The following is a 26,448-nucleotide window of genomic DNA, read 5'->3' as shown; positions in this document are numbered from 1 at the left end:
GCTCGGACCGGCCGCCCGCGCATGCCCCGACCCCCGTCGGCCGGCACGGCGCAGCCCCCTGTCCCTCGTGCTAGGAGCTCCACGATCCTGTCCGTCGCCCACGCCTCGCGTGCCCCCCAGTCCTCCGTCCGGCGGCCCTCGTGCTGACCCCCGACGAGACCGGCGGTGTCGTCTACCCGACGCGACGCGAGCGACGCGAGGCCGAGCGCCGCGCGGCGGAGGCGCCGACGGGTGCGTCCGCGCCCGAGGTGCACGAGGAGCAGGCATCCGCGCCGACGACGCCCGCCGCCGTGGACGTCGAGCAGGCCGTGGAGGCGCCCGTCGAGGCGGCCCCCGCCCGCGTCCTCCCGGTCGCCGTCGAGGCCCCCGCCGTCCCCACCACGCACCTCCCGGCCGCCGCCGAGACCGCGGTCGCCCCCGACGCCGTCCCGCTGTCGGTGCGCGCCCGCCGCCTCCGCACCGCGACGGCCGCCGCCGCCCCCGAGACGCGCCGCTCCTCCTTCGTGCACGCGAAGCGCGCCAGCGTCCCCGCGGCCGCGCCGCACGTCCGGGTCCGCGGGCGCCGCGTCCCCGCCTCCTCCCGCCCGTCCCTCGCGACCCCGAAGCCCGAGGCGTCCGCCGGCCGCCGCCGCGCGAACGCGTCGCGCGGCCTCACGCTGCTGACGATGGCCTTCGTCGCCACGGTCACCATCGCCACCTCGCTGCCGTCGTCCGCGTTCCTCACGGGCCAGGACATGGCGCAGGCGAACGTCGTCACGGACGCGCCGGCCACCTCGATCCCCAGCCAGAGCATCGCGCTCTCCGCGGCGCCCGAGGCCCGCATGGTCGGCGGCACCGACGATGCGTTCACGGCCACGACGCCCCAGCAGATCATGCTCGCCCAGACGTCGAAGGGCGCGGGCGCGTTCACGAACGACATCAACGGCACGATCCAGTGGCCCTTCGCCGCGGGCGTGCCCATCAGCGGCGTCTTCGGCAAGCGCATCGCGCCCTGCTCCAACGGCTGCTCGAGCAACCACCAGGGCGTCGACTTCGCCCCCGGCATGGGCGCGCCCATCCAGTCGATCGCCGACGGCGTCGTCCGCGAGTCCGTGAACAGCGACACGGGCCTCGGCGTCCACCTCGTCATCGACCACGTGATCGACGGGCAGCTCGTCACGAGCGTCTACGGCCACATGCTGCCGGGCTCCATGCGCGTGAAGGCGGGCGATCCCGTCAAGGTCGGCCAGCAGATCGGGCAGGTCGGCAACACGGGCGCGTCCACCGGCCCGCACCTCCACCTCGAGATCCGCCTCGCGGACGGCACCGCGGTGGATCCCTTCGCCTGGCTCCACGAGCACGCGAACTGACGTTCGCGCGCCCCGCACGACGACGCCCCCTCCGCCTGCAGGCGGAGGGGGCGTCGTCATGACGGCCCAGGCTCAATCGCGGATCAACCACACCGTGGTGTCCACGGGCACGGCGTCACCGTCGAGGGCCTGGCTGGCGAGCAGCACGCGGCCCTCGGGCAGCGGCACGGACGCGGCGCCGAGGTTCGCGATGACCGTGACGCCCGCGCTCTCGAACGACAGGACGTCGTCGCCCTCCGCCGTGATCCACGCGAGCTCGCCGAGCGCGAGGCCGTGCTCGCGCCGGAGCAGCAGCGCCTCCGTGTACAGCGACAGGGTCGACGCGGGATCCGCCTTCTCGGTGTCGCGCGCGAAGCGGTCCCAGTCGTCGGGCTGGGGCAGCCAGCTGGCGTCGCCCGTGCTGAAGCCGTAGGACGGCGTCCCGGCCTCCCACGGGATCGGCACGCGGCAGCCGTCGCGGCCGTAGCGCTCGCCCGCGGTGCGGTGGAAGGTCGGGTCCTGGCGGGCCTCGTCCGGCAGGCGGGTGTCCTCGGGCAGCCCGAGCTCCTCGCCCTGGTAGACGTACGCGCTGCCGGGGAGCGCCAGCATGAGCGCGCTGGCGGCGCGGGCGCGGCGGAGGCCGAGCACCTCGTCCACCGTCACGGTCGACCTCGGCCCGATGCCGACGCCCTGCGGGTTCTCGCCCGAGAGCGCGAGCCGGCTCGCGTGACGCACCACGTCGTGGTTGGAGAGCACCCACGTGCTGGGCGCGCCCACCGAGGTGAAGGTCGCGAGCGACGCGTCGATCGTCCGGCGGAGCGCGGCGGCGTCCCACGGCGTCTCGAGGTAGCTGAAGTTGAAGGCCTGGTGCATCTCGTCCGGGCGCACCCAGTCGGCGAGCTTCGCGAGCGGCTCGACCCACGCCTCGGCGACCATCGCGCGGTCCCCGTCGTAGGAGTCGAAGATCTCGCGCCACTCGCGGTAGATCTCGTGCACGCCCTCCTGCGCGAAGTACGGCGGCGGCGGGGCGGGCTCGTCGTCCACGCCGCCGGCGCCGCCCATGCTGCCCTGGCCCTCGGGGGGCGTGTAGTCGGGGAGGCCGGGCGCCTTGACCATGCCGTGCGCCACATCCACGCGGAAGCCGTCGACACCGCGGTCGAGCCAGAAGCGGAGGATCTCGCGGAAGCGCTCGCGTACCCACGGGTTCGTCCAGTCGAGGTCGGGCTGCGACGAGTCGAAGAGGTGCAGGTACCACTGGCCGGGCGTGCCGTCGGGCTCGGTGAGGCGCGACCAGGCCGACCCGCCGAAGATCGACTCCCAGTTGTTCGGGGGCAGCTCGCCGTCGGCGCCCTTCCCGTCGCGGAACATGTAGCGCGCGCGCTCCTCGCTGCCGGCGGGGGAGGCGACGGCCTCCTGGAACCAGCGGTGCGCGGAGGAGGTGTGGTTGGGGACGATGTCGACGATCACGCGGAGGTCGAGCTCGTGCGCGCGGCGCTGCAGGCGGTCGAAGTCGTCGAGGGTGCCGAACAGCGGATCCACCTCGCAGTAGTCGGCGACGTCGTAGCCCGCGTCGTTCTGCGGCGAGAGGAAGAAGGGGGAGAGCCAGATCGCGTCGACCCCGAGCTCGCGGAGCGCGGGGAGCCGCTCGGTGATGCCGGGGAGGTCGCCGATCCCGTCGCCGTCCGAGTCCGCGAAGGAGCGGGGGTAGATCTGGTAGATCACGGCGGTGCGCCACCACTCGGATCCGGTGCCGTGCGCGTCGTCGCCCTCGGGGCGGGTCAGGATGTCGTCCCGGGCAGCCGGGGCGGGGGCTGTGGGGGATGCCGGAGTCATGCGTCGAGCCTAGGCGACCGGTCCTCGGCCATCCGGCGGGCGCCGACCCTTGCCAAGCCGCCCCGGCACGTGGCAGAGGAATAGGCGGGCGTCCGCTGCGGCTTGACCCTGGGGGCGGCAGCGACCGCCGCCATCACCGGACGAAGGAGATCAGCCATGTCGAACCCCGCACGCGTGCCCCTCGGATCCAGCGGCCTGGAGGTGCTGCCCCTGTCCTTCGGCGGCAACGTCTTCGGCTGGACCGCCGACGAGGCCACCTCGTTCCAGCTGCTCGACGCGTACACCGCGGCAGGCGGCAACTTCATCGACACGGCCGACGTCTACTCCGCGTGGAAGCCCGGCAACTCCGGCGGCGAGTCCGAGGAGATCATCGGCCGCTGGCTCGCCTCGCGCGGCCGCCCGGACGACCTCGTGATCGCCTCCAAGGTGGGGTCGCTCGAGTCGGCGAAGGGCACGTCCCGCGACAGCGTGCGCCGCGGCGTCGAGGCCAGCCTCCGCCGCCTGGGCGTGGACGCCATCGACCTCTACTACGCGCACATCGACGACCAGGGGACCCCGATCGAGGAGACGGTGACCGCGCTCGCCGAGCTCGTGGCCGAGGGCAAGGTCCGCGCGATCGGCGCCTCCAACTTCACGGCCGAGCGCCTGCAGGCCGCGCTCGACGTCTCGGCCCGCGAGGGCATCGCCCGCTTCGAGGTGCTGCAGAACCGCTACAACCTCGTCGCGCGCGACGCCTACGAGGGCGAGCTGGCCGACCTCCTGATCCGCGAGGGCATCGCCTCCGCGCCGTACTCGAGCCTCGCCAGCGGCTTCCTCACCGGCAAGTACCGCGGCGGCGACGTCGACAGCCCGCGCGCCGGCACCGCGTCCGCCTACTACGACGACCACGGCCGCGCCCTCCTCGAGGTGCTCGACCGCGTCGCCGAGGCGCACGGCGTCTCGGTCACGACGGTCTCCCTGGCCTGGCTGCGGGCGCAGCCCTCCGTGACCGCGCCCATCGCGAGCGCCCGCGACCTCACGCAGCTGCCCGACCTCCTCGCCTCCGTCGAGCTCGAGCTGACGGCCGACGAGATCCGGGACCTCTCCGCGGTCTGATCCGCGCCGCGCCCCGCGTGCCCCGGTCCGGGGCCGTCCCGCGTCTCGTGGGCGGTCCCGGACCTGCTATCGTCGTAGGGTTCCAGCGCGTCTCCGACGCGCCTGAGCACGCCCCCATAGCTCATTGGTAGAGCACTTCCTTGGTAAGGAAGAGGTAGTGAGTTCAATCCTCACTGGGGGCTCGATCCCTCGGGGTCCGGCCGCGGTCGGCGACGAGGGTCATGGCGGGGTAGCTCAGGTGGTTAGAGCACACGGCTCATAATCGTGGTGTCGCGGGTTCAAGTCCCGCTCCCGCTACGGAAGCGCGGATCCCTCGAGGGTCCGTCCTCCTCGATAGGCCCCGGACACCTCTCGCCAGGTTCCGGGGCCTTTCCCCTGCCCGGCTGCATCCTCGAGCGGCCGCGTCCTCTGCGCGGCAGCGTCCTCGGCGGCCCGCGTCCCCGCCGCCCCGTGTCCTCCCGCGGCGCGCGTCCTTCCGGTGCCCGCGCGCGCGGCGTAGCCTCCGGGCATGACCCACCACGAATCCGCCGACCACCCCGACCACGCCACGGGCGCCGACCACGACGACGTGCTCTACAAGACCCAGGGCAACCCGGTCCCCGACGCGCACGACGAGGAGCGCCGTGAGGCGCCCGCCGGCGGCGACTACACCGCCAGCGAGTCCGAGGAGGAGAAGGACGCCCGCGAGGGCGCCTGATCCGCATCGCGCACCGAGCGCACGAGGGCCGTCGCGGCACGATCGCGGCGGCCCTCCCGCGTCCCCGGACGGTGCCGGTCGGGCCCCCGCGGAGGCGACACGCCGGGCCCGCGCGCGTCGCCGGATCCATGCCGCGGCCCGGATCCGCATGACGGCGCGGAAGGCCCCGCGACACGCCGAAACACTAGATGTAGTGGAATGACAGGTCTGTAGTTCGGGTTATATAGTGGAGAACCTCACCGCCCCACAGGGTGGCCGAGCACCCCGGACCACCGCCACGGCGGAGATCCGGAGGCCACGGAGCGAAGAGCACCGAGACCTGAGGAGCCGCACCGGCGGCTCCCGACACGACACAACGGGAGGCACCCATGGACTACGACAACAACGACACCGTCGGCGGCTACGCGATCCCCGTCGACCCCATGGAGCTCCTGCAGTGCGACTCCTGCCAGTAGGCAGCTGACGCCGCGGAAGCAGCATCGCGAACCCGAGCCCCGGTCCCCACGAGAAGTGGGGGCCGGGGTTCTCGCATGCCCGGGGCGATCGCCCGCCGGGCTCCCGCGGGCCCGCCGCGTAGGATCGTCCGGTGCCAGTGAATCCAGAGATCCAGGGCCGCGTGCTCCCCGCCGCCGCCCCGTACCTGGTGGGACGCGAGAAGGTGCGCGAGTTCGCCCGTGCCGTCGGCGCCACCCACCCCGTCCACCTCGATCCCGAGGCCGCGCGCGCCGCGGGCCACGCCGACGTGGTCGCGCCGAGCACCTTCCCCGTGGTCGTGCAGGAGGCGACGCTCGCGCAGCTGCTCGCCGAACCCGACGCGGGCATCGACTTCAGCCGGGTCGTCCACGGCGAGCAGGCCTTCACGTACTCGCGTCCCGTCGTCGCGGGCGACGAGCTCACCGCCACGCTCACCGTCACGAAGGTCGCCTCGCTCGGCGGCAACGCCATGGTGACCGCCGAGTCCGCGATGGTGGACGCCGCGGGCGCCCACGTGGTCACGGCCGTCTCCACCCTCGTGGTCCGCGGGGACGACGCGTGAGCGCCGCGGCCGTGCCCGTGCTCGCCGACCTCGCCGTGGGCGACGTCGTGGCCGAGCGCCCGATCCACCTCACGCGCGACTCCCTCGTCCGCTACGCGGGCGCCTCGGGCGACTTCAACCCCATCCACTACCGCGACGACGTGGCCGCGTCGGTCGGCCTGCCGGGCGTCCTCGCGCACGGCATGCTCACCATGGGCCAGGCCGTGCAGCCCGTGGCCGATTGGGCGGGCGACCCCTCCCGCATCGTCTCCTACGGCGTGCGCTTCACGCGGCCCGTGGTCGTGGATCCCGAGGCCGGCCAGGACCTGACGGTGGTCGCCAAGGTCGGCGCGATCGACGCCGAGGCGGGCACCGTCCGCATCGACGTCGCCGTGTCCGTCGACGGGAAGACCGTGCTGGGCCGCGCGCAGGCGCTGGTCCGGCTGGCGTAGGTCCGCCGTGACGATCGAGACCCACCGCGACGCCCCGCTCGCCGACCTCACGACGCTGCGCGTCGGCGGCCCGGCCGAGGAGCTCGTGACCGTGAGCGAGCGCGACGAGCTCGTCGACACGCTGCTCGGCCTCTGGACCGTGGGCGAGGACTGGCACGTCATCGGCGGCGGATCCAACTCCCTCATCTCCGACGAGGGCGTGCCCGGCACGGTGATCCGCATCGCGACCCGCGGCGTCGAGGTCGGCGAGGAGCGCGCGGACGGCACCGTCCTCGTGCGCGTGCAGGCCGGCGAGCCGTGGGACGCGCTCGTCGCGCGCACCGTGGCGGACGGCCTCGCCGGGCTGGAGGCGCTGTCCGGCATCCCCGGATCCACGGGCGCCTCGCCCGTGCAGAACATCGGCGCGTACGGCCAGGAGGTCGCCGACGTCCTCGAGGGCGTGGAGTTCCTGGACTACGAGACCGGCCGGGTCGAGCGCCTGAGCGCGGCGGACCTCGGCCTCGGCTACCGCACGTCGTCGCTCAAGCGCGGCCGCGTGGGCGTCGTGCTGTCCGTGGACTTCGCCCTGACCCGCGGCGAGGGGACCGACGCGCTCGGGCTCCCCGTCGCGTACCCGCAGCTCGCGGGGGCCCTCGGCGTGGAGCTCGGCGACCGCGTCCCCGTCGCCCGCGTGCGCGAGACCGTCCTCGCCCTCCGCGCCTCCAAGGGCATGGTGCTCGACGACGCGGATCCCGACACCTGGAGCGCGGGCTCCTTCTTCACCAACCCGATCGTCAGCGCCGCCTTCGCGCGCACGCTGCCGGCCGACGCCCCGCGCTGGCCTCAGGAGGACCCGCCGCGGGACCTCGTCGTGCCGCTCGGCGACCAGTGGGAGGTGGCCGAGGCCATCGAGCGCGAGGCCGCCGCGCGCCGCCGTCGCGAGCCCCCGGCCGTGAAGCTCAGCGCCGCGTGGCTCATCGAGCACTCGGGCGTGCGTCGCGGGTTCCGGCTGCCGGGATCCGGCGCGGCCATCTCCTCGAAGCACACGCTCGCGCTCACCAACCGCGGCACCGCGACCGCCGAGGACGTCGCCGCCCTCGCGCGCTACGTGCAGGGCCGGGTCATGAGCGAGCACGGCGTGATCCTGCAGCCCGAGCCCGTGCTGGTCGGCCTCACCCTCTAGGGGGGGGCGCGCGGGACGGGCGGCGGATCAGGCGAGCAGGTCGCGGATCCGGCGCACGCCCTCGAGCAGCGCCTCGTCGCCGAGCGCGTAGCTGAAGCGGAGGAAGCCGCTCGGGCCGAACGCCTCGCCGGGCACCGCGGCGACCTCGGCCTTCTCCAGCAGGACGTCGGCCACCTCGAGGGAGGTGGTGGGCGTGACGCCGTCGATGTCGCGGCCGAACAGGCCCGTGACGTCGGGGTAGACGTAGAACGCGCCCTGCGGCGTCGGCGTGACGAAGCCGGGGATCGCGTCGAGCTCCGCGATGATCGTGCGGCGGCGGCGGTCGAACGCCTCGCGCATCCGGTCGACGGTGTCGCGCGGCCCGCGGAGCGCGGCGATGGCGGCGCGCTGCGAGACGTTCGAGACGTTGGAGGACAGGTGCGACTGCAGGTTGCCGGCGGCCTTGATGGCGTCCGCGGGGCCGACCATCCACCCGACGCGCCAGCCGGTCATGGCGTACGTCTTGGCGACGCCGTTGACGAGGATCGTGCGGTCGGCCAGCGCCGGCACGACGTCGACGATGCTGGCGGCCTCGGCGCCGTCGTAGACGAGGTCCTGGTAGATCTCGTCGCTGATGACCCAGAGGCCCTTCGCGTCCGCCCACTCGCCGATCTCGCGGGTCTGCTCCCGCGAGTAGACGGCGCCCGTGGGGTTGGAGGGCGAGACGAACAGCAGCACCTTGGTGCGCGGGGTCCACGCGGCCTCGAGCTGCTCGACCGTGACGAGGTAGCCCTGGTCGGCGCCCGCGAAGACGTCGACCGCGACGCCGCCCGCGAGGCGGATGGCCTCCGGGTACGTGGTCCAGTAGGGCGTGGGCACGAGGACCTCGTCGCCCTGGTCGAGCAGCGTCTGGAACGCCTGGTAGACGGCCTGCTTGCCGCCGTTGGTGACGATGATCCGGTCGATGCCCACGTCGAGCCCCGACGACGTGCGGGTCTTCTCGGCGATCGCCTCGCGGAGGTCAGGGAGGCCGGCCGCCGCCGTGTACCGGTGGTTGCGGGGATCGCGCGCGGCCTCGACCGCGGCCTCGACCACGTAGTCGGGCGTCGGGAAGTCGGGCTCGCCCGCCGCGAAGCTGATGACGGGGCGTCCGGCGGCCTGCAGGGCCTTGGCCTTGCCGTCGACCTTGAGGGTCGCGGACTCGGCGATGGATCCGATGCGGGTGGAGACGCGGCTGAGGGGGACGGTGCTCTGCGGTTCGGCCATGCCCCGAGCATAGGGATCCGCGCCGGGCTCCACGCGGGTGCCGACGGCCGTCGGATGCCCGCCCCGACCGGGCGGGCGCGGATGCTGGTACACTCGTCCGGGTCGGTATCTCCGCCATGCTCTTCCGCGCCTTCTTCCGTCCGTGCTCGCACGGTGGGGGAGCGCAGGGGCAGGCGGGTGTCGACGCAGAGGGTGGTGGCTCAATTGGTAGAGCAGCGGTCTCCAAAACCGCAGGTTGCAGGTTCGAGTCCTGTCCGCCCTGCTAGATGATCCGCGTCCACGGACGCGGCCCATCGCGGCTCGCCCGAACTCCGGGCGGAGCCGAGCAATGCAGGAAGGGACCCACGCGTGGCGCGGAAGATCGTCGACGAGCCGAGCGAGGAGATCGTCGCGCAGGCTCGCGAGCAGCGGGACGCGCGACGCAACCCCTTCGCCCGGCTGGTGCTCTTCATCAAGCAGGTCGTGCAGGAGCTCAAGAAGGTGGTCACCCCCACCCGCAAGGAGCTGCTCACGTTCACGGGAGTGGTCCTGGCCTTCGTCATCGTCATGATGGTGATCGTCTCGCTCCTCGACCAGCTGTTCGGGTACCTCGCCATCGTGGTGTTCGGCAACGGCGCCTAGCACCAGGGCCTCCACCGGAGGCGGCACGGGCCGGACGGCGGGCTGCGCACGGGATCCACGGATCGCAGGCGCCGCGGAGCACGGACGGCCGGAGCGCGGCGGACCCTGTCGGGTCCGCGTCCACGCGGTGCGGCGCCCGGAGCAGCACGGCACGCACACGGCAACGCACGACGAAGAACGAGGGAAGTAGATCCATTGGCTGAGAGCAAGCGCGACGACGTCGACCTCGCCCCCGCGGCGGAGCAGTCCTCCGAGGTGGACGAGGCCCAGGAGGGTTCCGTCACCACCGCATCCGAGGGCAGCTCGGACGCGGCGGAGCACACCGCCCTGCACATCGAGGGCGACGACGTCGAGACCGACCTGACGGCCGCGCTCGACGCGATGGAGTCCGTCGACGACCCCGAGGCCGACGCGATCGTCGAGGACGCGCTCGACGTGGACTCCGCCGACGAGGCCGAGGCCGCCGTGGAGGCGACCGACGACGAGGCCGAGGAGGAGGCAGCCGAGGAGGCGCTGGAGCCCGCCGAGGTCACGCCCGCGACCGCCGAGGACATCGCCGAGGCCGAGGCCGACCTGGTGCCCGACGAGGACGAGTCCGAGGTCGACCCCTACGAGGACTTCCGCAAGGAGCTCCGCTCCAAGCCGGGCAAGTGGTACGTCATCCACTCCTACGCGGGCTTCGAGCGCCGCGTGAAGAGCAACATCGAGAACCGCATGGTGTCGCTCAACATGGAGGACGACATCTACCAGATCGAGGTCCCAATGGAGGACGTCGTCGAGATCAAGAACGGCCAGCGCAAGATGGTCAACCGCGTGCGCATCCCCGGCTACGTGCTGGTGCGCATGGCCCTCAACGAGGACAGCTGGTCGGTCGTCCGCCACACCCCCGGCGTCACGGGCTTCGTGGGCAACGCCCACAACCCCACGCCGCTGCGGTTCGAGGAGGCCTTCTCCATGCTGAAGAGCCTCGTCGAGATCAAGGAGGTGGCGCAGGTCAAGGGCCAGCCCACCAAGGGCGGCCAGGCGCAGCGCGTCATCGCGGCCGAGGTCGACTTCGAGATCGGCGAGACCATCACGATCAAGGAGGGCTCGTTCGCGGGCCTCCCCGGCTCCATCAGCGAGATCAAGCCCGAGAGCGGCAAGCTCACGGTCCTCGTCTCCCTGTTCGAGCGCGAGACCCCGGTCGAGCTCAGCTTCGACCAGGTCACCAAGCTCTAGGCGGTCGGGCCGCGCGGCCCGCTCGATCTAGCAATCAAGGAGAAGGAAGAGAAATGGCACCGAAGAAGAAGGTCACGGGTCTGATCAAGCTGCAGATCAAGGCCGGCGCCGCCAACCCCGCACCGCCCATCGGGCCGGCGCTGGGACAGCACGGCGTCAACATCATGGAGTTCTGCAAGGCGTACAACGCCCAGACCGAGGCTCAGCGCGGGAACGTCATCCCCGTCGAGATCACCGTCTACGAGGACCGGACGTTCACGTTCATCCTCAAGACGCCCCCGGCTGCGGAGCTCATCAAGAAGGCCGCTGGAGTCGCCAAGGGCTCGGGCACGCCGCACACGGTCAAGGTCGCGAAGCTCACGATGGACCAGGTCCGCGAGATCGCCGAGCAGAAGCAGGCCGACCTCAACGCCAACGACATCGACGCCGCGGCGAAGATCATCGCCGGCACCGCCCGCTCCATGGGCATCACGGTCGAGGCCTAGCCTCCACCACCCGCGGATCCCGTCCGGGATCCGCTCCAGCATCACGCGGGAGAGCCAGCCAGGCTCACATCAACCGCACTCTCGAAACAGGAGACACGAATGGCGAAGTCAAAGGCCTACCGGGCCGCAGCCGAGAAGATCGACCTGACGAAGGCGTACACCGCCTCCGAGGCCGTCGAGCTCGCGCGCGAGACCGGATCCAGCAAGTTCGACAGCACCGTCGAGGTCGCGCTCAAGCTCGGCGTCGACCCCCGCAAGGCAGACCAGATGGTCCGCGGCACCGTCATCCTTCCCCACGGTACCGGCAAGACCGCCCGCGTCATCGTCTTCGCGACGGGCCCCGCGGCCGAGGCGGCCCTCGCCGCCGGCGCCGACGAGGTCGGCGGCGACGAGCTCATCGAGAAGGTGGCGGGCGGCTACACGTCGTTCGACTCCGCCGTCTCGACGCCCGAGCTCATGGGCAAGGTCGGACGCCTCGGCAAGGTCCTCGGACCGCGCGGCCTCATGCCCAACCCCAAGACCGGAACGGTCACCCCGGACGTCGCGCGCGCGGTGTCCGACATCAAGGGCGGCAAGATCGAGTTCCGCGTCGACAAGCACGCCAACGTCCACTTCGTGGTCGGCAAGGCGAGCTTCTCGCCCGAGCAGCTCTCCGAGAACGTGGGCGCCGCGCTCGAGGAGATCGTCCGCCTCAAGCCGTCCTCCTCGAAGGGCCGCTACGTGCAGAAGGCCACGGTCTCCACGACCTTCGGCCCCGGCATCCCGGTGGACGTCAACTCCATCTAGCACCGCCGCGCGCGAGCGCACGCACGACCAGCACCACAGGAAGGGCCCGCCTCGGCGGGCCCTTCCGTCGTCTCCGGGAGGGGCGGCTCTCGGGGCTCGGCGCGCCCGCCCGTCGTCTGCGGGAGGGGCGGCTCTCGGGGCTCGGCGCGCCCGCCCGTCGTCTCCGAGGTCCGCGGCTGCCTAGGCTCGGGGGGTGAGCTCCCCGGATCCCGTCGCCGCCCCGTCCGTCCCCTCGTACCGCGTCGCGACGCCCGCGGACGCCGACGAGGTGGCATCCCTCGCCGCCCGCACCTTCGCGCTCGCGTGCCCGCCGTCCACGACGGCGGAGGCGATCGCGGAGCACGTCCGCACCGTCCTCTCGCCCGCGCGCTTCGCGGCGCACCTCGCGGATCCCGCGCGCCGGGTGGTGCTCGCGGAGGTCGACGGCCGGGCGGTCGGCTACACGATGACCGTGGCCGCGCCGCCCGCCGACCCCGACGTGGCCGGCGCGCTCCGGCTGCGGCCCGAGATCGAGCTGAGCAAGGTGTACGTCGAGGCCGGGCAGCACGGCGTCGGGGTCGCACGGCCGCTCATGGCCGAGACGCTGCGGATCGCGCGCGACCTGGCGGGGGCGTCCGGGCGCGACGCGGAGGCGGGGATCTGGCTCGGCGTCAACGAGCACAACGCCCGCGCCATCCGGTTCTACGAGCGCAGCGGCTTCCGCATCGTGGGGACGCGGTCGTTCCGGCTCGCCGACTCCGTGGAGACGGACCACGTGATGGAGCGGCCGCTCACCGCGACCGCGGCGGGCTGATCCCGCGCGCCGCCGTCAGCCGCGGGACACGTTGAGCACGACCTTGCCGCGCGCGTGCCCGCTCTCCATGTGGCGGTGCGCCTCGGCCGCGTCCTCCAGGTCGAAGACCTCGTCGACGTAGACGCGGATGTCGCCCGACTCGAGCAGGCGGGCGATCACGGCGAGCGTCTGGCCGTCCGGCGCCACCTCGTAGTGCGTCGCGCGCACGCCGACGGCGGCGGCGTCCTGCACGAGCGTCGGCCAGCCGCGCGTGGGCGAGCTCACCAGCAGGCCGCCGCGGCGGAGGACCTGGAGGGACCGGGTGCCGGTGTCGTCGGTGCAGTTGCCGACCAGGTCGATCACCACGTCGACGTCGGCGAGCACATCCTCGAAGCGCCCCTGCGTGCGGTCGATGACCTCGTCGGCCCCGAGCTCCGCCAGCCAGTCGACGTTGCGGGGCGATCCCGTGGCGATCACGCGGGCGCCGAAGTGCCGCGCGAACTGCACCGCGAAGTGACCGACCCCGCCGGCCCCCGCGTGCACGAGCACGACCTGGCCCTCGTGCGCCTTGCCGATGTCGACGACCATGCCCCATGCGGTGAGCGCGCTGACGGGCGTCGCGGCGGCCTCGACGTGCGACAGGCGCGCGGGCTTCCGCGCGAGGCTCACGCTCGGGACGGAGATGTAGGGGGCGTAGCTGCCGGCCATGCGGGGCACCATCGCGAGGCCGAAGACCTCGTCGCCGGGGTGCAGCGCGTGGTCCTCGTACGGCGACTCGACGACCACGCCGCTGAAGTCGCGGCCGAGTACCGTGGGCGCGCCGCCGAGCGCGGGACCGCCGGGCTCGCCCGCCCGCAGCCGCAGGTCGATGGGGTTCACGCCGGCGGCGACGACCTTCACGAGCACCTCCGCGTCGAGGCGGCGCGGGATCGGCACGTCCGCGAGGTGCAGCACCTCGGGCCCGCCCGTCTCGGTGACGACGACCGCGCGCATGGTCTCCCCGTGCGGCGCGAGCGCGACGGCCGCAGCCGCCCGATCCCGTTCGGCTGCGGCGGCGACGCCGGCTTTCGACTGGACGACCTGGCTCATCGTGCGACCCTCCTCGGACGCGGCGGCGTGGTGGATCCCACCGCGGCCTCCGCTCCTCCAGTGAAGTCGGCGCGTGAGTCGGGCGTGTTTCCGCGGTGTTCCCCGGGCGAGAAGAATGCGGGCGGGCGCCGGGGCTGGCAGGCTCGCGGGGTGCTCATCTGGATCAACGGGACCTTCGGCGTCGGCAAGACCCAGGCGGCGGCGTCGCTGCGGCGGCGGCTGCCGGGATCGGTCGTGGCGGACCCGGAGCAGGTGGGGTTCGGGATCCACCGGATGCAGCCGCCCGCGCTCCGCGGCGACTTCCAGGACACGCCGTGGTGGGAGCCGACCGTGACGGGGATCCTGCTCGACGTGCTCGCCCGTCACCCGGGCGACGTGATCGTGCCGATGGCGCTCGTGGACGAGGGCCGGCACGAGCGGATCCTCGGGGCGCTCCGCGACGCGGGGCACGACGTGCGGCACGTGACGCTCCTCGCGTCCGACGAGGTCGTGCTCCGGCGCCTGCGCACGCGGCTCGAGGGGCCGGACGGCTGGGCGGCGGCGCAGCTCCCGCGGACGGCGGCGCTCCGCGGGCCGCGCTTCGCCGACCACGTGCGGACGGATGGGCTGACGCACGCGCAGGTGGTGGAGGCCGTGGCGCTCGTGGCCGGCGTGCGGATCGGGCCGGACCCGACGGGGCCGTGGCGGCGGGCGGCCGAGCGGATGCGGGTGCGGATCGGGCACATCCGCTGAGGTGGGCGCCGGCGCCGGCGCGGGCACCGGCGCGGGCCGGGGCGCTCAGGCCAGGCCGCGGGCTCCCGCCGGGGCGTTGGCCATGCGGACGATCAGGGCGATGAGGTCGTTCGCGCGCGTCACGAGCGCCTGGATCTCGGCCTCGTCGCGGTCGATCCACTTCCACTTCGGGATGTCGTGCACGGGCACGAAGTCCACGTGCTGCTCCCACACGATGAGCGAGCGCTCGGCGCCGAGCACGTACTGCTGCCACCAGATCTGCCGGAGGTAGTTGCGCGGGACGCTCCGCCACGGCTTCGCGGTGGTCTTGATCTCGGCGAGCTCGAGGCGGCCGTCGGCGCGCACGCCCACGCCGTCGGGGGTCGCCAGGTGGCGCCGCTGGCCGGGCGCGTGGAAGAGGTGCGCGCTGGGGACGATGCCGTGCTCGGCCTCGACCCAGCGGGCGATCTCGGGCTCGCGCTCGCGGCCGTGGTCGGTGTAGCGGTTGCCGCCGAAGCCGGACCCGTAGAGCTTCTCGAGCGCGACGGCCTGCAGCGAGGCGTCGGTCGCGAGCCGGGCGACGTCCGTGGCGGTGATCCCGAAGCTGCGGGCCCGCAGCCAGGCGACGCGGTCGGACGAGTGGGCGACGATGCGCGCGAGGTGGGGCGGGGGAGGAGGCGGCGCGGGTGCGGCGGGGGCGAGGTCGTCCTCCCAGGGGAAGGCCAGCATCTCGTCCGTCACGGGCTCCAGGGTACGCGCCGTATCCGACGCCCGCGGCCCCGACGCGGGCGGATCATGCGGTGCGACGGCCGGGTTGTCAACAGGTAATGCGTCCGCGCCCAGGGCACGGAGGATCGTGCTAGAAAGGCGTCGTCCCACCCACCCATCACCCGCACGGAGAGAGGAAACGGCATGACCCTGCTCATCGAAGGACCGGCCATCACGGGAGCACCGGCGCTCGCGGAGGCGCCCACGCGCGTCGAGGAGGTCGACGCCGCGCGCGCCGACGCCCTCCTCGCCGACGCGTTCGGCGCCGAGGCGCTCGGCGCCGACGCGTTCGGCTTCACCATCACGCACCGCGGGCGGGAGGCGGAGGTCGTGATGGCCGACGTCACCCTCTGCTGCAGCACGTGCTGCTCGTGCAGCAGCAAGCAGCAGCCTCGCTGACGCATCCGCCATGGACCCGTCGACGACCTACTCGGTGAGTCCCCGCTACGCCGTCGGGGAGGTGGAGGACACCCTCCACCTCCTCGGCGGTCGCGAGCTGGTCTCCCTGCAGCTGCCCTCGGGCGACGCCGTCTCCGCGGTGTCGCGGCTCCTCTCCCGTCCCTTCACGCGCGCGGACGTCGACCGCGCCTTCGGCGTGCACGCCCCGGTCGTGGCCGACCTCGTCGACGAGCTGGTCGTCCGCGACGTGGTCGTGGGCGCGCCCGCGCGGCCCGACGCGGATGCCGGGTCGCCGGATCCGGTGGGCCGCCTCGACGACCCCGACCAGGCCGAGCTCGCGCACGTCCTCGACGAGGCGCGGCGCAACGGCGGCGACCGCACGGGCCTCGGCCGCCCCCGGGATCCGCGCACCCCCGCCCGGGTCGCCCTCGTCGGCGACGCCATCCCGACCCTCCTCGCCTCGCTCGCCGAGGCGCTGCCCTCGGCGGAGCTCACCGACGAGCCCGACGCCGACCTCGTCATCGCGGCCGGCAGCCGCCGGGTCCTCCGGGAGGTGGGCGCCCGGATGCACGCCGCCGGGCGCGCGTGGCTCCCCATCCACCCGTTCGACGGCCGCTTCCAGCTCGTCGGCCCGGTGGTCGTGCCGGACGAGGGACCGTGCCTCGAGTGCGTCGCCCTGCGCTGGGCCTCGACCACGCCCTTCGCCGCGGACCACGCGGCGGCCGCCGACGCGGTCGCGCCGGTCCCGCGGGATCCCGGGCTCGACGCCATCGCGGCCGGCTTCGCCGCGCGCTACGCGGCCCGCTGGGTCTTCGCGCGCGACTGGCTGGTCGCGAGCACGGTGCTCGTGGTCGAGCCGAAGGTGCTGTCGGCGGAGGCGCACCCGGTCTTCCGGGTCGCCCGCTGCGGCACGTGCGGCCCGCGGCCCTACGCGGGGGTGGTGTCGCCGTGGCGCGCCTGAGGACGGCGGGCGCCGACGTGGTGAGCCCGTACACCGGGCTCGTCGCCTACTCCCACCCGATGGCGTTCACCCCGGACGCCATCCCCGACGCGCTGCACTCCGCGCGGACGGCCGACACGGGCTTCCTCACGGGCATCCCCTCGGAGGGGTTCAGCATGGGGCCCGGCGGCAGCGCCGCGGACGCCCGGAGGTCGTGCGTGGGCGAGGCCGTGGAGCGGCTCTCGCTGGCCGGCGCGCGGGGTGCGTTCCGCGCGCCGCTGGGGGCCGACGCCCGGCAGGTGGAGCCGGACGCCTTCCAGCGCTTCCACCCGGCGCAGCGCGAGGATCCGGCCTTCCCGTTCGAGCGCGCCGAGCGCGGCGACCTCCTCACCTGGCTGCCGGCGCGGTCACTGCACGGCGGGAGCGAGGTGCACGTCCCCGCGCAGATGGTGGTCTTCGACGACCCGCACGCGTCCGACGGGCACCGCGAGCGGCACCTGGAGCCGGCCACCTCGTCGGGCGTCGCGGCCGGGCCCACGTTCGGCTTCGCGGCGGGCCGGGCGATCCTGGAGCTCATCGAGCGCGACGCGTTCCAGCGGGCGTGGCTCCGCGGATCCACGCCGCCGGCCTTCGACTGGCGCGCCAGCCCGCGCCTCGCCGACGCGACGCGGCGCGAGCTCGCGCGGCTGGAGGAGCTGTGCGGGCGGTTCGGCGCCGCCTTCTCTCTGCGCGTGCTCGATGCGGCGGCCGACGTGCCGGTGATCCTCGCGGTCATGCGCAGCGACCGCATCGGCGTCGCGGTGGGGTGCGCGGCCGACTTCCGCCTCGACCGCGCCGTGCTCAACGCCGTGCGCGAGGCGGTGCACACGCACAACTGGTGCCTGCGGCTGCTGCCCCGGCCGCCCGTCGTGCCGTCCGCGGTGATCGAGTTCGAGGACCACGTGCGGCTGCACTGCCCGCCCTCCGCCCGGTCGCTGTCCGCCGCGCTCGACGCGTCGGGCGCGCGCGTCGCGTCCGTGGGCGGGCCGTCGAGCTGGGGAGAGGTCGTGGAGGGGCTGCACCGGGAGGGGATCGAGGTGCTGCTGTCCGGGATCACCGCGCCGGAGGTGCGCGCCGCGGGCTACCACGTGGTGCGCGCGCTGAGCCCCGACCTCGTCGCGCTCGACGTGCGGCACGACGCTCGGTTCCTCGGCCATCCGCGGCTCTACCGGCGGTGGCGGGACGGGCCCGCGATCGAAGGCCCGGCGCACCTCGTCCGCGTTCCGCACCCGTTCCCGTGAGGGCGGCCCGCCGCCCCGCATCCACGTCGCCGCGCGCGTGCGCCCCGCATCGCGCCGACACCACCAGGAGGATCCCATGAGCATCACCGACATCGGCACGGCGCCCACGCGCGCGGCGGCGGACGGCTCGGCTGACGCGGACAGGCGGGCCCGCGCGGCCGCCGCGTCCGCGCCCGCGTCGGCCGGCAGCGTCGGCCCGATCTTCAGCGTCGGCGGCGCCGTCGAGCGCGCGGCGGGCGACCTCGCCGAGGACTTCCACGAGGCGTCGAAGATCACCCGCATCACGCACCCGGGCTGGACCGACGTGCGGTACGCGCAGCAGCTCGCGCAGGAGGCGCAGGGCATCGACGCAGGGCCGGGCGGCGCCACGAGCGCGCCGCGCCTCCTCCCGGCGCTCGCCCTCCCGCCCGCGCTGCCGCTCCGGTACGAGCTCGGCACGACGATGGCGGCCCGGCGGTCGGCGGATCCGGCCGAGCTCGCCCCGCCCCTGGCGCTCGCGGAGCTCGCCACGGTACTGCGCCTCGCCTACGGGCCGCGCGGCGACGGCGGCACCGGGCGGTTCGTGCCGTCGGCGGGCGGGCTCTACCCGCTCGACCTGCACGTCGTGGTGCGGGCGGCGGCGGGGATCGCGGCGGGGATCCACCAGCTCGACCCGCTGGAGGAGACGCTCGTCGACGTGTCCGGCCTCGACCGGCAGGGCCGGCTCGCCCGCTTCCGGCGGGCCGCGCCGACGGCCATGGCGCCCCTCGCGGAGCAGGCGGCCGTGACGATCGTGATCACCGGCAGCTTCGAGCGCTCCCGCACGAAGTACGGGCTGCGGGGCTACCGCCTGACGCTGCTCGAGGCGGGGCACGTCGCGCAGAACGCGCTGCTCGTCGCGACGGCGCTCGGGCTGCCGTCGATCGGCTGGGTCGGCTTCGTCGACCACGAGCTCGACGCCGTGCTCGGGCTCGACGGGGTGACGCAGTCGTCGCTGTACGCGATCTCGCTGGGCGGGCGGCCGGATCCGGGCGGTGCCGATTCGGCGCCCGCGCCGGGACACCCCGCCGACGAGGAGGCATCCCATGACTGACGCGGTGGAGCTCGACGGGATCACCCGCACCTTCGGCCGCACGCGCGCCCTCGACGACGCGTCGTTCGCGCTCGCCCCGGGGCTCGTGCACGCGCTGCTCGGGCCGAACGGATCCGGCAAGACCACGGCCATCGACGTGCTCACCGCCACCCGCCGACCGGACGCGGGGCGGGCGCGCGTGCTCGGCCACGACGTCCGCCGCGGCGGACCCACGGCCTCGCTCGTCGCGGTGATGCCGCAGGCGCTCGCGTTCCCCGAGTACCTGACGGTGCGCGAGGTGCTCGCGCTGGCGCTCGTGCCGCACGCGGCCGCCCTCACGCCGGCGGCGGCGATCGACCGCTTCGACCTCGACCGGCTCGCGTCGCGCCAGACCGGCGGGCTCAGCGGCGGCGAGCGAAGGCGCGTCGCGCTCGCGTGCGTGGTGGCCGCGGGCACGCCCGTCGTCGTGCTCGACGAGCCGTCGGCGGCGCTCGACATCCCGGGCCGGGCCGCCGTGCGCGATGCGATCGCCGCGGTCCGCGACTCCGGGCGCACGGTGCTGCTCGCCTCGCACGACATGGAGGAGGTGGCGGCGCTCGCCGACACCGTCGTCTGCCTCGACCACGGCCGCGTGGTCGGGCACTGGACCGCCGCCGACTTCCGCGGGCTCGCGGGGATGCGCCGGGTCGGCTTCCAGGCGACGCGGGACGAGGCGCGCGGCCTGCGCACGTGCGGGGCGCAGCCCGAGTCGGGCGAGGAGCCCCGGGAGGGCGAGCGGATCCGCTGGGTCATCGACACGGACCGCTCCGACGTCGTCGCCGGGCTGGTGCTCGCCGCCGTCCCGCAGCCCGACCTCACGGTGGGGGAGCCCGGGCTCGGCGAGATCGTCGAGCGGGTGCTGGCGGACGACGCAGGCCTGTCGCGCGCCGCCGACCTGCCGCGCGCCGCCGACCTGTCGCGCGCCGCCGACCCCGCCGGATGCGCCCGATGACCGCCGCCGCGGTGCCGGCCCGCCTCACCGCCCGCCGCCGGATGGCGATCTACCGCGCCCACGTCGTCAGCGAGCTCGCGCAGAACGCGCGCATGCCCGCGTTCGTGCTGCCGCTGCTCGCGTACCCGGTGCTCATCTACGTCGTCGTCGGCCTGCCGCAGGGCGGCCCGCCGAGCGCGCGGCTCAGCGTCCTGCTCGGTTACGTGCTCTTCTCCGTGCTCGGCACGGTGACGTTCCAGTTCGGCGTCGGCGTCGCGTCGGCGCGGGAGTCGCCGTGGGAGCGGTGGCTGTTCACGGCGCCGGTGCCCGCGTGGATCCGGCTGGCCGCGAAGCTCACGGTCGCGTGCGTCTTCGGGGTGCTGTTCGTGATCCCCGTGGCCGTCGTGGGGTTCACGGCCGGCGGTGTGCGGGTCGACGTGGCCACGCTCGCCGCCGTCGCGCTCGCCGTGCTGGCCGGCGCCGTCCCGATGGCGCTGCTCGGCCTCGCGATGGGCTACTGGTTCCCGGCCCGGGGCGCGCTCGGCCTCGCCAACCTCGTGTACCTGCCGCTCTCGTTCGCGGGCGGCCTGTTCACGGGCGGCGACACGAGCGGCACGCCGTGGGAGTCCCTCACGGTCCTGCTGCCGACGGGCGCGTGGAGCACGCTCACGAGCGCGGCCGCCCGGCAGGACACGGCCGTGATGGGCCTCCCGCTGATCATCCTCGCGGCGTGGGCGCTGCTCCTCGGCGGCATCACGCTCGCGGGGTACCAGCGCACGCAGTCGGCGAACTTTCGCTGACGCCGACCCGTGATGGCGCGCGGCCCGGTGTGTAGCGTGGATGCCGCGCGCCGTCCTCCGGCCGCCACGCCGCCATCCGTCACCGTCGACGAGAGGGAACCATGCCCCAGATCACCAACCCCGTCGCCCTGTTCACCGGCCAGTGGGCCGACCTGCCGCTGGAGGAGGTGGCCCGGCTCGCGAGCGGCTGGGGGTTCGACGCCCTCGAGATCGCCTGCTCCGCGGAGCACCTCGACGTGTGGCGGGCCGCTGAGGACCCGGCGTACCTCCGCGGCCGCCTCGAGATCCTCGAGCGCCACGGCCTCCAGGTGCACGCGCTCTCGCAGCACCTCACCGGCCAGGCCGTGTGCGACGACCCCATCGACTTCCGGCACCAGGCGATCCTCCGCTCGAAGGTGTGGGGCGACGGCCAGGCCGAGGGCGTGCGCCAGCGCGCGGCCGAGGAGCTGAAGCTCACGGCCAAGGCCGCCGCGGGCCTCGGCGTCACGCGCGTGACGGGCTTCACCGGATCCCGCATCTGGCCGTACGTCGCCATGTTCCCGCCGGTCCCCGAGTCGGTCATCGACGCCGGCTACCAGGACTTCGCGGACCGCTGGAACCCGATCATCGACGTGTTCGACGACGAGGGCGTGCGGTACGCGCTGGAGGTGCACCCGAGCGAGATCGCCTACGACTACTGGACCACCCGCCGCACCCTCGAGGCCATCGGGCACCGCCCCGGCTTCGGGCTCAACTGGGACCCGAGCCACATGATGTGGCAGGACATCGACCCGGTGGGCTTCCTCCTCGACTTCGCGGACCGGATCTACCACGTGCACGCCAAGGACACGAAGGTGAGCACGTCCGACGGGCGCGGAGGGCGACTCGGCTCGCACCTCGGTTGGGGCAACCCGCGCCGCGGCTGGGACTTCGTCTCGGTCGGCCACGGCGACGTCCCGTTCGAGCGCGCCTTCCGGGCGCTCCGGAGCATCGGCTACGACGGCCCCGTCTCGGTGGAGTGGGAGGATGCGGGCATGGACCGACTCCACGGCGCCCCCGACGCCCTCGCGCAGGTGCGCTCCCTCCTCTGGCCGACGCCCGACAGCCTCTTCGACTCGGCGTTCGCGAACAACCGCGACGACGCGCCCGCGACGGGCGACACCGGCACCACCGGCTCCACCGGCTCCACCGGATCGGCCGCGTGACGCTGCGCGACGGCCAGCTGGCCCGTCTCCTCGTCGTCGACGTGGAGACGGGCGCCGAGCGCATGGTCGCCGAGTCGGCCGTGCTGCACATCGAGGCGCCGAACTGGACGCCCGACGGCCGCTGGCTCGTCGTGAACGCGGAGGGCGGTCTGTGGCGGTTGCCCGCGCCCGACGCCGAGGACCCGGATCCGGATCTCCCCGAGCCCGCGGTCGACTTCCAGGCCGTGGACCTCGGCGGGGTCCCGCCCATCAACAACGACCACGTCATCTCGCCCGACGGCGAGCACGTCTACGTCTCCGGCCGCGACGGCCACCTGTACGACATCCCCTGGAACGGCGGCGCGGGCGGCGCGGGCCGGCGCATCACGGTCGATCGGGATCCGGCGCTCCGGTCCAAGAACTACCTGCACGGCGTCTCGCCCGACGGCACGACGCTCAGCGTGATCGGCGGCCAGGTCGACGCGCGCGGCGAGTGGACCACGAACATCCACCTCGTGCCCGTCGACGGCGGCCCCACCACGCAGCTCACCGACGACGGCTTCCCCGACGACGGCGCCGAGTTCTCGCCCGACGGCGGCTGGCTCTACTACAACTCCGAGCGCGGATCCGACCTGCCGGGCCACGCGCAGCTGTTCACGATGCGCGTCGACGGCACCGACGTCCACCAGTTCACCTCCGACGAGCGCGTCAACTGGTTCCCGCACCCGTCGCCCGACGGCGAGCACATCGTCTACGTGAGCTTCCCGCCCGGCACGCTCGGGCACCCGGCCGACCGGGACGTGATCCTCCGCGTCATCGACCGGCAGAGCCACCGCACCCGGGACCTCGCGGCGTTCCCCGGCGGCCAGGGCACCATCAACGTCACGAGCTGGGCGCCGGACTCGCGCCGCTTCGCGTACGTCGCGTACCCGTTCTCGGCGCCGAGCCTCACCTGACGTCGGTCGCCGGACCGCATCCGGCGTGCGGCACGACGGCGGTGCCGCGCCGAGCGGGCATCGGTGACGGGACCCGGACGGAGGCCCCGCCGCGAGCCGGGAAGCGTAGGCGCAGCCATTTCCCCGGATAGGGGAGATCCGGCGTGGGATCATGGGGGCCCGCGCCACCTCGCCGTCCCGATATCCCGTCGGCCTCACTCCCGGAGACCCCCGTGAACATCACCCCCACGACCTGGCTCATCACGATCGCGGTCACCATCGCGTTCTTCGTCTACGAGTTCTTCACCCACGTGCGGAAGCCGCACGAGCCCACCATCGGCGAGTCCGCCCGCTGGTCGGCCTTCTACATCGGCCTCGCGCTCGCGTTCGGCGTCGGCATCGGCCTCACCAGCGGCTGGGGCTTCGGCGGCGAGTACTTCGCCGGCTACCTCACCGAGAAGGCCCTGTCGATCGACAACCTCTTCGTGTTCCTGCTGATCATGACGGGGTTCGCGGTGCCGCGGAAGTACCAGCAGAAGGTGCTGATGATCGGCATCGTGATCGCGCTGATCATGCGCGCCGGCTTCATCGCCCTCGGCGCCGCGCTCATCGAGAACTTCTCCTGGGTCTTCTACATCTTCGGCGCGCTGCTGTTCGTCCTCGCGTACCAGCAGCTGAAGGGCGACCACGGCGGCAACGCGGCGGACAACATGTTCGTGCGGATCGCGCGTCGGATCCTGCCCGTCCACGACGACTTCGTCGGCGACCGCTTCACCACCAAGATCGACGGCAAGCGCTTCGTGACGCCGCTCCTGCTCTGCGTCATCGCGATCGGCTTCGTCGACCTGGTGTTCGCGCTCGACTCGATCCCCGCGATCTACGGCCTCACGAACGAGGCCTACATCGTCTTCACCGCGAACGCCTTCGCGCTGATGGGCCTCCGCCAGCTGTACTTCCTCATCGGCGGCCTGCTCGAGCGCCTCGTGTACCTGTCGCAGGGCCTCGCGGTCATCCTCGCGTTCATCGGCGCGAAGCTCGTGCTGCACGCGATGCACGTCAACGAGCTGCCCTTCATCAACGGCGGCGAGCACATCGAGTGGGCGCCCGAGATCCCGATCTGGTTCTCGCTGCTGTTCATCGGCGCGACCATCACGGTCGCCACCGTCGCGAGCCTCGCGAAGACCCGCGGCGACAAGGAGAAGAAGGACCGCGCGAAGGTGGACGGCGAGACCGTCACCCGCGCGACGGACGAGGGGCACTAGGCCTCCCGCACGACCCCGCATCCCCGACGGGCCCGGCGCATCACGCGCCGGGCCCGTCGTCGTGCATGGGGGCGGTCAGCGCGACAGCAGCCTGGCCGCCTGCACCTCGGTGACGCGTCCGCGCGCGATGTGCAGGCGTCGCTCCGCGCGGCGGGCCACCTCGGAGTCGTGGGTGACGAGCACGAGGGTGAGCCCGCGATCCCGCCACAGCCCCTCGAGCAGGCCCATGATGTCGTCGCGCGTCTCCTCGTCGAGGTTGCCGGTGGGCTCGTCGGCGAGGAGCACGGTCGGCTCCTTCACGAGCGCGCGGGCGATGGCGACGCGCTGCTGCTGCCCGCCGGAGAGCTGCGACGGCAGGTGGTCGGCGCGATCGCCCAGCCCGACGAGCTCGAGCGCCGCCGTCGCGCGCGCCCGGCGCTCGGGAGTCGCGACGCGCAGCGGCTCGAGCGCGGTCTCGACGTTCTCGCGGGCGCTGAGCGTGGGGATCAGGTTGAAGCCCTGGAACACGAAGCCGATCTGCGTGGCCCGCACCTCGGCGAGCCGGCGGTCGCCCGCGGTGGAGAGGTCGTCGCCGCCGAGCGTGACGGTGCCGGAGGTGGGGCGGTCGAGCGCGCCGAGCATCTGCAGCAGCGTCGACTTGCCGCCGCCGGTCGGGCCCTGGATGGCGACGAGCTGCCCGTCGGGGATCTCGAGGGTCACCCCCTCGAGCGCGGTGACGTGCTTCGAGCCCTGCCGGTAGGTCTTGCGGACGTCCTGGAGCGTGTACATGGTGGTCCTCTCGGGTGCGGTGGGTGGTGCGTGACGGGTGATGGAGGGGTGGATCAGGCGATCGAGCGGAGCGCCTCGGCGGGCCGGAGCCGCGCCGCGCGCCAGCCGCCGAACGCGCCGGCGAGCAGGCCGCCGAGCACGGACAGGCCGACGGCGACGAGGATCACGCCGACCGTCACGGGCGCCTGCAGCACCACGTCCGTGGTCGCTGCGGCGGCCTGCTGACCGCCGAAGCCGTCGCCCGCGCCGCCGCCGGGCATCCCGCCGCCGGGGCCGCCGGTGGTGGCCGCCGCGGATCCGGCCGAGAGCGTCGGCGCGATGAGGTTCACCACGAGGGTCGCGCCGAGCCCCATGACGACGCCGAGCGCGCCGCCGATCAGCCCCTGCACGAGCGACTCGCCCGCGACCTGGCGCACGATGCGCCGGTCGCTCCAGCCGATGGCCTTCAAGGTCCCGAACTCGCGGGTGCGGCGGGAGACGCCGGAGACCGTCAGCAGGATCGCGATCGCGAAGGCCGCGGCGAGCACCAGCAGGGAGAGCCAGGTGCCGAGGCTCGCGATGAGCGAGGACGCGGTGGAGAGAGATCCCGAGACGCTCGAGGCGAGGTCCTCCTGCGTGCTCACGGTCGCGTCCGGCAGTGCGCCCTCGATGGCCGCCTTCACGGCGGGGATGACGGTCGATGACGCGGCGGTCACCGAGACGGTGGAGATCTGCCCGTCGAGCCCGGCGAGCGCCTGGGCGACGTCGAGCGGGATGTAGGCGTTCGACGCGGTCTCGGCGTCGGACCCGGTGGGCGCGACGATCCCGACGATCTCGAAGTCGGTGCCCGCGATGGCGAGCGTGCCGCCGACGGCGAGGTCGGTGCCGGTCGCGTAGGTCTCGTCCAGCACGACCACGTCGGATCCGGCGTCGTCGGCGGTGAGCGCGCGGCCGTCCACGAGGGTCGTGGCGGTGAGGGGGCCGACGGCGTCGGCGCCGGGATCCACGCCCGTCACCCCGAACGAGTCGACGGAGAAGGCGCTGCCGCCCGCGCCGTCCGCGCCGCCGGTGGGGGGAGTCGCGCCCGCGCCGGGAGCGGCGCCGCCGGTGCCGCCCTGGCCGGGGATCCGCCCGCTGAACGAGGTGTTGGTGAGCGTGAGGGTGCCGGCCGCCGCGGAGACGCCGTCGAGGCCGGCGACCGTGTCGACGCTGGCCGCGTCGAAGGTCGACGTGCCGCGTCCGGCGACGAGTCGCGCGGTGCTGACGTCGGTGCTGCCGTCGGACGTGGTGCCGTCCTCCGCGCCGAACTGGAAGTCCTGGCCGGGGCCGCTGCCCTCGGTCGGCGGCTCGGCGGCCTGCGTCACGGTGATGTCGGTGCCGACGCCGTAGACGGAGGAGAGCACCTGCGACTGCGCGGCCCGCACCCCTCCCGACACGGCGTCGACGACGATGACGAGGGCGATGGCGAGCGCCATCCCGATCGCGATGATGACTGTCTGCTTCCGGCGCTGCGTGAGCTCGCGCCGGAGGTACGTTCCGAACATGGGTCCTCCTGGTGGGTGTCCTCGGACGCTAGGGACGCCTTCCAAGCGGATGCCCAGCTGGATCTGCGAGTCCGCCCGCG

27 protein-coding genes and 3 tRNA genes are annotated in these 26,448 nt (G+C 73.9%); 24 read left to right on the top strand and 6 right to left on the bottom strand.

Features of this window, described 5'->3' with window-relative positions; genetic code table 11:
• Nucleotides 1-140: 140 nt before the first annotated feature.
• Nucleotides 141-1,349: a peptidoglycan DD-metalloendopeptidase family protein gene (locus ACT7CP_RS14350; RefSeq protein WP_413961670.1), complete on the top strand. Its 1,209-nt coding sequence runs from the start codon at nucleotides 141-143 to the stop codon at nucleotides 1,347-1,349.
• 72 nt (nucleotides 1,350-1,421) lie between these two features.
• Here ACT7CP_RS14350 and ACT7CP_RS14345 read toward each other — a convergent pair whose 3' ends face one another.
• Nucleotides 1,422-3,161: a glycoside hydrolase family 13 protein gene (locus ACT7CP_RS14345; protein ID WP_445442718.1), complete on the bottom strand. Its 1,740-nt coding sequence runs from the start codon at nucleotides 3,159-3,161 to the stop codon at nucleotides 1,422-1,424.
• A 156-nt stretch (nucleotides 3,162-3,317) separates the two neighbouring features.
• Here ACT7CP_RS14345 and ACT7CP_RS14340 point away from each other — a divergent pair, with 156 nt between their 5' ends.
• From ACT7CP_RS14340 to ACT7CP_RS14310, 7 genes are all read left to right on the top strand, one after another.
• Nucleotides 3,318-4,256: an aldo/keto reductase gene (locus ACT7CP_RS14340; RefSeq protein ID WP_445442717.1), complete on the top strand. Its 939-nt coding sequence runs from the start codon at nucleotides 3,318-3,320 to the stop codon at nucleotides 4,254-4,256.
• A gap of 110 nt (nucleotides 4,257-4,366) precedes the next feature.
• Nucleotides 4,367-4,438, top strand: a tRNA-Thr gene (locus ACT7CP_RS14335).
• A gap of 41 nt (nucleotides 4,439-4,479) precedes the next feature.
• Nucleotides 4,480-4,553, top strand: a tRNA-Met gene (locus ACT7CP_RS14330).
• Between the two features lie 211 nt (nucleotides 4,554-4,764).
• Nucleotides 4,765-4,953, top strand: coding sequence for a hypothetical protein (locus tag ACT7CP_RS14325; protein WP_307505856.1), 189 nt, complete (start codon nucleotides 4,765-4,767; stop codon nucleotides 4,951-4,953).
• Nucleotides 4,954-5,539: 586 nt separating this feature from the next.
• Nucleotides 5,540-5,989 carry an FAS1-like dehydratase domain-containing protein gene (locus ACT7CP_RS14320; protein WP_413961667.1) on the top strand — a complete coding sequence of 150 codons (450 nt, stop codon included), beginning with the start codon at nucleotides 5,540-5,542 and terminating at the stop codon, nucleotides 5,987-5,989.
• Nucleotides 5,986-6,420 (top strand): MaoC/PaaZ C-terminal domain-containing protein, encoded by a 435-nt coding sequence (locus tag ACT7CP_RS14315; protein ID WP_445442716.1) that lies wholly within the window; start codon nucleotides 5,986-5,988, stop codon nucleotides 6,418-6,420. The genes ACT7CP_RS14320 and ACT7CP_RS14315 overlap by 4 nt, the downstream gene beginning before the upstream one ends.
• A 7-nt stretch (nucleotides 6,421-6,427) precedes the next feature.
• Nucleotides 6,428-7,582: a UDP-N-acetylmuramate dehydrogenase gene (locus ACT7CP_RS14310; protein ID WP_445442715.1), complete on the top strand. Its 1,155-nt coding sequence runs from the start codon at nucleotides 6,428-6,430 to the stop codon at nucleotides 7,580-7,582.
• 27 nt (nucleotides 7,583-7,609) lie between these two features.
• Here ACT7CP_RS14310 and ACT7CP_RS14305 read toward each other — a convergent pair whose 3' ends face one another.
• On the bottom strand, nucleotides 7,610-8,827 hold the full coding sequence (locus ACT7CP_RS14305) for a pyridoxal phosphate-dependent aminotransferase (protein WP_413961664.1): 1,218 nt from the start codon (nucleotides 8,825-8,827) through the stop codon (nucleotides 7,610-7,612).
• Between the two features lie 189 nt (nucleotides 8,828-9,016).
• On the opposite strand from ACT7CP_RS14305, the gene ACT7CP_RS14300 reads away from it, so the two are divergent.
• The 6 genes from ACT7CP_RS14300 (at nucleotide 9,017) to ACT7CP_RS14275 (ending at nucleotide 12,730) form a co-directional block, all read left to right on the top strand.
• Nucleotides 9,017-9,089, top strand: a tRNA-Trp gene (locus ACT7CP_RS14300).
• 86 nt (nucleotides 9,090-9,175) lie between these two features.
• Complete coding sequence (gene secE, locus ACT7CP_RS14295; RefSeq protein ID WP_012039478.1) at nucleotides 9,176-9,448, top strand: preprotein translocase subunit SecE; 273 nt, start codon at nucleotides 9,176-9,178, stop codon at nucleotides 9,446-9,448.
• Between the two features lie 195 nt (nucleotides 9,449-9,643).
• Complete coding sequence (nusG, locus tag ACT7CP_RS14290) at nucleotides 9,644-10,666, top strand: transcription termination/antitermination protein NusG (protein WP_413961663.1); 1,023 nt, start codon at nucleotides 9,644-9,646, stop codon at nucleotides 10,664-10,666.
• 53 nt (nucleotides 10,667-10,719) lie between these two features.
• The gene (rplK, locus tag ACT7CP_RS14285) at nucleotides 10,720-11,151 is read left to right on the top strand and encodes a 50S ribosomal protein L11 (protein ID WP_012039476.1); all 432 of its coding nucleotides are present in this window, start codon (nucleotides 10,720-10,722) and stop codon (nucleotides 11,149-11,151) included.
• 99 nt (nucleotides 11,152-11,250) lie between these two features.
• Complete coding sequence (rplA, locus tag ACT7CP_RS14280) at nucleotides 11,251-11,937, top strand: 50S ribosomal protein L1 (RefSeq protein WP_413961662.1); 687 nt, start codon at nucleotides 11,251-11,253, stop codon at nucleotides 11,935-11,937.
• 193 nt (nucleotides 11,938-12,130) lie between these two features.
• On the top strand, nucleotides 12,131-12,730 hold the full coding sequence (locus ACT7CP_RS14275; protein WP_445442714.1) for a GNAT family N-acetyltransferase: 600 nt from the start codon (nucleotides 12,131-12,133) through the stop codon (nucleotides 12,728-12,730).
• Nucleotides 12,731-12,745: 15 nt separating this feature from the next.
• Here ACT7CP_RS14275 and ACT7CP_RS14270 read toward each other — a convergent pair whose 3' ends face one another.
• Nucleotides 12,746-13,702, bottom strand: a complete 957-nt coding sequence (locus ACT7CP_RS14270; RefSeq protein ID WP_445443993.1) for an NADP-dependent oxidoreductase — start codon at nucleotides 13,700-13,702, stop codon at nucleotides 12,746-12,748.
• Between the two features lie 246 nt (nucleotides 13,703-13,948).
• On the opposite strand from ACT7CP_RS14270, the gene ACT7CP_RS14265 reads away from it, so the two are divergent.
• Nucleotides 13,949-14,530, top strand: a complete 582-nt coding sequence (locus tag ACT7CP_RS14265) for an AAA family ATPase (protein WP_413961660.1) — start codon at nucleotides 13,949-13,951, stop codon at nucleotides 14,528-14,530.
• A 45-nt stretch (nucleotides 14,531-14,575) separates the two neighbouring features.
• On the opposite strand, the gene ACT7CP_RS14260 is transcribed toward ACT7CP_RS14265, so the two are convergent.
• The gene (locus ACT7CP_RS14260; RefSeq protein ID WP_373425978.1) at nucleotides 14,576-15,238 is read right to left on the bottom strand and encodes a YqaJ viral recombinase family protein; all 663 of its coding nucleotides are present in this window, start codon (nucleotides 15,236-15,238) and stop codon (nucleotides 14,576-14,578) included.
• Nucleotides 15,239-15,421: 183 nt separating this feature from the next.
• On the opposite strand from ACT7CP_RS14260, the gene ACT7CP_RS14255 reads away from it, so the two are divergent.
• From ACT7CP_RS14255 to ACT7CP_RS14215, 9 genes are all read left to right on the top strand, one after another.
• Nucleotides 15,422-15,676 carry a hypothetical protein gene (locus tag ACT7CP_RS14255; RefSeq protein ID WP_445442713.1) on the top strand — a complete coding sequence of 85 codons (255 nt, stop codon included), beginning with the start codon at nucleotides 15,422-15,424 and terminating at the stop codon, nucleotides 15,674-15,676.
• A gap of 10 nt (nucleotides 15,677-15,686) precedes the next feature.
• Nucleotides 15,687-16,637 carry a TOMM precursor leader peptide-binding protein gene (locus ACT7CP_RS14250; RefSeq protein ID WP_445442712.1) on the top strand — a complete coding sequence of 317 codons (951 nt, stop codon included), beginning with the start codon at nucleotides 15,687-15,689 and terminating at the stop codon, nucleotides 16,635-16,637.
• Entirely contained in the window at nucleotides 16,625-17,896 is a 1,272-nt protein-coding gene (locus tag ACT7CP_RS14245) for a YcaO-like family protein (RefSeq protein ID WP_445442711.1), read from the top strand. Before ACT7CP_RS14250 ends, ACT7CP_RS14245 begins: the two co-directional genes overlap by 13 nt.
• Before the next feature lie 76 nt (nucleotides 17,897-17,972).
• Nucleotides 17,973-18,968: a SagB/ThcOx family dehydrogenase gene (locus ACT7CP_RS14240; RefSeq protein ID WP_445442710.1), complete on the top strand. Its 996-nt coding sequence runs from the start codon at nucleotides 17,973-17,975 to the stop codon at nucleotides 18,966-18,968.
• The gene (locus tag ACT7CP_RS14235; RefSeq protein ID WP_445442709.1) at nucleotides 18,961-19,938 is read left to right on the top strand and encodes an ABC transporter ATP-binding protein; all 978 of its coding nucleotides are present in this window, start codon (nucleotides 18,961-18,963) and stop codon (nucleotides 19,936-19,938) included. Before ACT7CP_RS14240 ends, ACT7CP_RS14235 begins: the two co-directional genes overlap by 8 nt.
• Nucleotides 19,935-20,717: an ABC transporter permease gene (locus tag ACT7CP_RS14230; RefSeq protein ID WP_445442708.1), complete on the top strand. Its 783-nt coding sequence runs from the start codon at nucleotides 19,935-19,937 to the stop codon at nucleotides 20,715-20,717. The genes ACT7CP_RS14235 and ACT7CP_RS14230 overlap by 4 nt, the downstream gene beginning before the upstream one ends.
• A gap of 101 nt (nucleotides 20,718-20,818) precedes the next feature.
• Entirely contained in the window at nucleotides 20,819-21,901 is a 1,083-nt protein-coding gene (locus ACT7CP_RS14225; RefSeq protein WP_445442707.1) for a sugar phosphate isomerase/epimerase family protein, read from the top strand.
• Nucleotides 21,898-22,836: a TolB family protein gene (locus tag ACT7CP_RS14220; RefSeq protein WP_445442706.1), complete on the top strand. Its 939-nt coding sequence runs from the start codon at nucleotides 21,898-21,900 to the stop codon at nucleotides 22,834-22,836. Before ACT7CP_RS14225 ends, ACT7CP_RS14220 begins: the two co-directional genes overlap by 4 nt.
• A gap of 212 nt (nucleotides 22,837-23,048) precedes the next feature.
• Complete coding sequence (locus ACT7CP_RS14215; protein ID WP_445442705.1) at nucleotides 23,049-24,077, top strand: TerC family protein; 1,029 nt, start codon at nucleotides 23,049-23,051, stop codon at nucleotides 24,075-24,077.
• A gap of 75 nt (nucleotides 24,078-24,152) precedes the next feature.
• On the opposite strand, the gene ACT7CP_RS14210 is transcribed toward ACT7CP_RS14215, so the two are convergent.
• Together ACT7CP_RS14210 and ACT7CP_RS14205 are read right to left on the bottom strand one after the other, a co-directional pair.
• The gene (locus ACT7CP_RS14210; RefSeq protein WP_445442704.1) at nucleotides 24,153-24,845 is read right to left on the bottom strand and encodes an ABC transporter ATP-binding protein; all 693 of its coding nucleotides are present in this window, start codon (nucleotides 24,843-24,845) and stop codon (nucleotides 24,153-24,155) included.
• A 53-nt stretch (nucleotides 24,846-24,898) separates the two neighbouring features.
• Nucleotides 24,899-26,368, bottom strand: a complete 1,470-nt coding sequence (locus ACT7CP_RS14205) for an ABC transporter permease (RefSeq protein ID WP_445442703.1) — start codon at nucleotides 26,366-26,368, stop codon at nucleotides 24,899-24,901.
• Nucleotides 26,369-26,448 lie beyond the last annotated feature (80 nt).

Source organism: Clavibacter rahimiani (genome assembly GCF_052654495.1).
Note: the sequence above shows the minus strand (reverse complement) of the source record. Positions and strands in the feature narration are given on the sequence as shown.

Coding starts and splice junctions, on each gene's coding strand:
- ACT7CP_RS14345 (WP_445442718.1), bottom strand. CDS start 3,161: ATGACTCCGGCATCCCCCACAGCCCCCGCCCCGGCTGCCCGGGACGAC.
- ACT7CP_RS14340 (WP_445442717.1), top strand. CDS start 3,318: ATGTCGAACCCCGCACGCGTGCCCCTCGGATCCAGCGGCCTGGAGGTG.
- ACT7CP_RS14325 (WP_307505856.1), top strand. CDS start 4,765: ATGACCCACCACGAATCCGCCGACCACCCCGACCACGCCACGGGCGCC.
- ACT7CP_RS14305 (WP_413961664.1), bottom strand. CDS start 8,827: ATGGCCGAACCGCAGAGCACCGTCCCCCTCAGCCGCGTCTCCACCCGC.
- rplK (WP_012039476.1), top strand. CDS start 10,720: ATGGCACCGAAGAAGAAGGTCACGGGTCTGATCAAGCTGCAGATCAAG.
- rplA (WP_413961662.1), top strand. CDS start 11,251: ATGGCGAAGTCAAAGGCCTACCGGGCCGCAGCCGAGAAGATCGACCTG.
- ACT7CP_RS14270 (WP_445443993.1), bottom strand. CDS start 13,702: ATGCGCGCGGTCGTCGTCACCGAGACGGGCGGGCCCGAGGTGCTGCAC.
- ACT7CP_RS14260 (WP_373425978.1), bottom strand. CDS start 15,238: ATGCTGGCCTTCCCCTGGGAGGACGACCTCGCCCCCGCCGCACCCGCG.
- ACT7CP_RS14255 (WP_445442713.1), top strand. CDS start 15,422: ATGACCCTGCTCATCGAAGGACCGGCCATCACGGGAGCACCGGCGCTC.
- ACT7CP_RS14250 (WP_445442712.1), top strand. CDS start 15,687: ATGGACCCGTCGACGACCTACTCGGTGAGTCCCCGCTACGCCGTCGGG.
- ACT7CP_RS14240 (WP_445442710.1), top strand. CDS start 17,973: ATGAGCATCACCGACATCGGCACGGCGCCCACGCGCGCGGCGGCGGAC.
- ACT7CP_RS14235 (WP_445442709.1), top strand. CDS start 18,961: ATGACTGACGCGGTGGAGCTCGACGGGATCACCCGCACCTTCGGCCGC.
- ACT7CP_RS14230 (WP_445442708.1), top strand. CDS start 19,935: ATGACCGCCGCCGCGGTGCCGGCCCGCCTCACCGCCCGCCGCCGGATG.
- ACT7CP_RS14225 (WP_445442707.1), top strand. CDS start 20,819: ATGCCCCAGATCACCAACCCCGTCGCCCTGTTCACCGGCCAGTGGGCC.
- ACT7CP_RS14210 (WP_445442704.1), bottom strand. CDS start 24,845: ATGTACACGCTCCAGGACGTCCGCAAGACCTACCGGCAGGGCTCGAAG.
- ACT7CP_RS14205 (WP_445442703.1), bottom strand. CDS start 26,368: ATGTTCGGAACGTACCTCCGGCGCGAGCTCACGCAGCGCCGGAAGCAG.